3 protein-coding genes and 1 pseudogene are annotated in these 3959 nt (G+C 70.3%); 2 read left to right on the top strand and 2 right to left on the bottom strand.

Annotated elements, in window-relative coordinates; translation table 11 throughout:
• Window positions 1-138: 138 nt before the first annotated feature.
• Window positions 139-921, bottom strand: coding sequence for a serine protease (locus tag L0P92_RS42705; RefSeq protein ID WP_234768527.1), 783 nt, complete (start codon window positions 919-921; stop codon window positions 139-141).
• Window positions 922-1169: 248 nt separating this feature from the next.
• On the opposite strand from L0P92_RS42705, the gene L0P92_RS42710 reads away from it, so the two are divergent.
• Together L0P92_RS42710 and L0P92_RS42715 are read left to right on the top strand one after the other, a co-directional pair.
• Window positions 1170-1562, top strand: coding sequence for a DUF485 domain-containing protein (locus tag L0P92_RS42710; RefSeq protein ID WP_234768528.1), 393 nt, complete (start codon window positions 1170-1172; stop codon window positions 1560-1562).
• Window positions 1563-1579: 17 nt separating this feature from the next.
• Window positions 1580-3178 (top strand): solute symporter family protein, encoded by a 1599-nt coding sequence (locus L0P92_RS42715; RefSeq protein WP_234768529.1) that lies wholly within the window; start codon window positions 1580-1582, stop codon window positions 3176-3178.
• A 350-nt stretch (window positions 3179-3528) separates the two neighbouring features.
• On the opposite strand, the pseudogene L0P92_RS42725 reads toward L0P92_RS42715, so the two are convergent.
• Window positions 3529-3959: pseudogene (locus L0P92_RS42725) on the bottom strand (Cmx/CmrA family chloramphenicol efflux MFS transporter); the annotation flags it as partial.

Raw genomic sequence — 3959 nt, forward strand, 5'->3', positions numbered from 1 at the left:
CTGTAGTGATCGTCGAGCCAGGTCCGGCCGGTGTTCTGCCGCTGGCAGAACAGCGTCGGGGGCCCTCGGGAACGCGGCACGGGCCCGGCGTCCGAGGACACCGGGCCCGCGCAACACGTGCGACGCGATGCAGGCAGGTCAGAGAGAGGACGCTGCCGACGCGATGGCGGAGGCGAACGTCGAGACCTCGGTGTAGACGCCGGGCGCGTTCGGCCGGGCGCAGCCTATGCCCCAGCTGACGATGCCGACCTGGATCCAGGCGTTGCTCGCGTCCCGGCGGAACATCGGGCCGCCGGAGTCACCCTGGCAGGTGTCCACGCCGCCGGACGGGAAGCCGGCGCAGATCTCCTCGCTCGCGATGAGACCGCTGTAGCCGCTGTAGGAACGGCACTGGGCGTCGCTGACGAACGGCACGTTGGCCTTGAGCATGTACCGCTGCTGGCCGCCGCCCTCGGTGGCCGCGCCCCAGCCGGCGACGGTGAAGGTGCCGGTGTTGTACTGCGTCGTGGTGGCGATCTTCAGCGTCGGCAGGTTGATCGGCTGGGCGAGCTTGATCAGCGCCCAGTCCTTGCCGTCGCCGTTGTAGCCGGGGGCCCGGTACACGTACGTGGAGCGGACCTGGACCCGGCCGCTGGTGGACTGCAGGTCCACGACGCCGGCGGTGGCCGTGATGCTGGTGTTGGGGCCGGTGGAGCCCACACAGTGCGCGGCGGTGAGCACGATCTGCTGGGTGTAGAGCGCGCCGCCACAGCCCATGGAGAGCCGGACCATGAACGGGAACTCGCCCTGCGTGGCACGGGTGCCGCCGACGACACGCGAGTCCGCGGCGTGCGCGGCCGAGACGGGCTGGAGGCTGACGATCGCGAGGGCCGCGGCGGCGAGGGCCGCGCATCTCTTGAGCGCGGTGAGGAGCTTCTTCAACGTGGTGCCTTCCGTGGGGGGTTGGACATGCGAACGTGGAAGCACTGGACTGTCGGGGGCATGTCAAGCTGGATTATGGAAACCCTGTGAGCCTCCCCACAAGGGGTCGAATCCGGCCATGACTCTTTCCGTTTCGCAGGCTGGTTGATACTTCAAGCGCCTCGCTGCCATACTCCGTTCCCTCCCTCCTCACGCTCCGCGACCGCAAGTGCCGCGCGCGCGACATAAGGCAGCAAAGAAGGTGCGTTATGTCCCTGTATCCGCCATCGAACGGCAACCTTCGCCCACCCCCTGACTTCCGCTCGATACGCACCGCCCAGCGCTCCTTCGGAGTGGCGGCGACGCTGGTCTCGGTGGGCGGATTCCTCACCTACGTCCTGCTGTCGGGTTTCGCCGCCGGCGTGATGAACCAGCCGCTGGCCGGCCACCTGACGATCGGACTGGCTCTCGGTCTCTTCCAGTTCCTCCTCATGGCCGTGACGATCTGGCTCTACGTCCGGCACATGCGCCGACGGGTCGACCCGGTCGCCGACCGTCTGCGGGCCCAACTGCGAGACAGCCGGGCGCAGGCCGAGGCACAGGCACAGGCGCAGGCGCAGGCGCGCCGCACCCCCGCCGGAAGGTGGTCCGGCACGTGGTGACGCGAGAAGCGGGTCGACTGGTGGATCACGCGGCGAGTGTCACCGACCGGGCCACCCTGCAACTGACGCTCGTCCTGTTCCTCACCGTCGTCGTCATCACCCTGTTCACGGTGCTGCTGACGGCCCCGCAGCGGGACGAGATCGGCGAGTTCTATCTCGGCGACCGCGACATGTCGCCGTTGCGCAACGGGCTCGCCATGTGCGGCGACTACCTGTCGGCCGCGACGCTGCTGGGCAGCACCGGAATCGTCGCGTTGACCGGCTACGACGGTCTGCTCTATCTGGGCGGCACGGTGGTGGCCTGGATGATGGCGCTGCTGCTGATCGCCGAACCCCTGCGCAACTCCGGCAAGTTCACGCTGGGCGACAACCTGGCGCTACGGCTGCCGCAGGGGCAGCGGTCGGTCCGGCTGGCGCTCGCCCTGTGCACCCTGGCCGTGTGTCTGCTGTACCTGGTCGCCCAACTCGTGGGCAGCATCGCCCTGTTGGCTCAGTTCATCGGCGCCCCGAGCGGGCCGGCCCGGGCGATGTGCGTGGTGGTCATCGGCACCATCGTCGTGGTGTACGCGGCGATCGGCGGCATGCCGGGCGCCACCGTCATCCAGGTCGTGAAGGCCGTGATGCTGGTCGCCGGGGTGGGCATCACCGCCGTCATGGTGCTGCACCACTTCAACTGGAACATCGACCGACTCCTGTCGTCCGCCGCCGACAACAGCGCCCTGGGCGAGCGCTATCTCGGCCCCGGGCTGCGCTACGGCGGCAGCACCACCAACAAGCTCGACTTCTTCAGCCTGCAGCTGGCCATCGTGCTCGGACTGGCCGCACTCCCGCACATCATGATGCGACTGCTCGCCCCACGCACCACGCGTGTCCTGCGCAGCTCAGTCGTCTGGGCCGTGGGCCTGATCGGCTTCGTGTGCCTGATGGCGGGCGTACTGGGCCTGGGCGCCACCGCGATCGTCGGCCGGGAACAGATCGCCGACGTCGACCCCAGGGGCGATGCGGCGGTGCTCCTGCTCGGCTACGAACTCGGCGGCGGCGTACTCGTGGCGCTCCTGTCCAGCCTGGCCTTCATCACGCTGCTCGGCGTGGCCGGCGGACTCACGCTCGCCGCGGCCTCCTCGATCGCCCACGACCTCTACGGCGCGGTGATCCGCAAGGGAAGGGCGACGGAGACGGAGGAGGTGACCGTCGCCCGGCTCTCCGCGGCCGCGATCGGCATCATGGGCATGATGCTGGCCCTGCTGTCCTGGGGCACGAGCACCGCGACGCTGGCGTTCCTGGCCTTCGCGATTGCGGCGTCCGCCATTCTGCCGACGATCGTCTACAGCCTGTTCTGGCGGGGCTTCACCGCACGCGGCGCGCTGCTGAGCCTGTACGGCGGCCTGGCCTGCTCAGTGCTCCTCGTCGCGCTCTCCCCGATCGTCTCCTCCACCCCCACCTCCCTCTACCCGAACGCCGACTTCGCCTTCTTCCCGCTGCAGAACCCCGGCATCGTGTCGATCCCGGCGGGCTTCCTGCTGGGCTGGCTCGGCTCCATGCTGAGCAAGCCCCAGGAACCGGAGGTGTTCGAGGAGTTCGAGATCCGTGCGTTGATCGGTGCCGACGAGCGGTGATTTCCGCCGCGGGGCGGGTGGGCGTGGAGCGCGGGCGTACCGCTCCCCGGCGGCATGCCACCAGCCGGGCGGGGAGGGGCCGTTGACGACCGCGGTCGGCTGATCGGGGTGCAGCCCGAGCGGCCACAGGGCACCGGCGGCGACGTGGACGATGATCCACGACCGCCAGGCCCCCTCGGCCCCCGGGCCGCACACCCGATCCAGGCGGACCTCGTCGTCACGGAAGGGCATCCAGTCGATGCCGCGCTCACGCAGTCAGGCGCGAACGGCGGCCAACGGCCGGGGACACCCCTTCTCCACTTCGTAGGAGGCGATGACGACCCGTTCGGAACCCGGTCGGGAGGTGGCGGTCATGCCGACCATGATGCCGGGGTACGCCCCTGGCGCGCGTCCCGATTTCGCCGGTCACCCAGGACCGCCACGCCCGCGACCCCCAGAGACAGCGCCACCAGCACGGCACTGACCCACAGCGGTGACCGGTACCCGAGCCCGCCTGCGATGGCCGTACCGCCGAGCCATGGCCCCAGCGCCGCGCCCACGTTGAACGCGGCGGTCGCGAACCCACCGCCCAACGTGGGTGCGCCGGACGCCGCGTACAGCGCCTGGGAGATGAGCGTGGACCCGACCCCGAAGGCCAGGGCACCCTGCACTAGCACGAGCCCGAACGCCACGGCCGGATGCCCGGCACCGAGCGCGAACGCACCCCACCCGAGGCACAGTGCGACCCCGCCGGCGCCCAGCACCACCCCGGGCCATCGGTCGGCGACCCGCCCCCCGACAC

The sequence above is a fragment of the Streptomyces muensis genome, from assembly GCF_021474425.1.
GTDB lineage: Bacteria > Actinomycetota > Actinomycetes > Streptomycetales > Streptomycetaceae > Streptomyces > Streptomyces muensis.

What these genes read in the sequence shown, in the direction of transcription:
- L0P92_RS42710 (WP_234768528.1), top strand. Translation starts at nt 1,170, where the DNA reads ATGTCCCTGTATCCGCCATCGAACGGCAACCTTCGCCCACCCCCTGAC.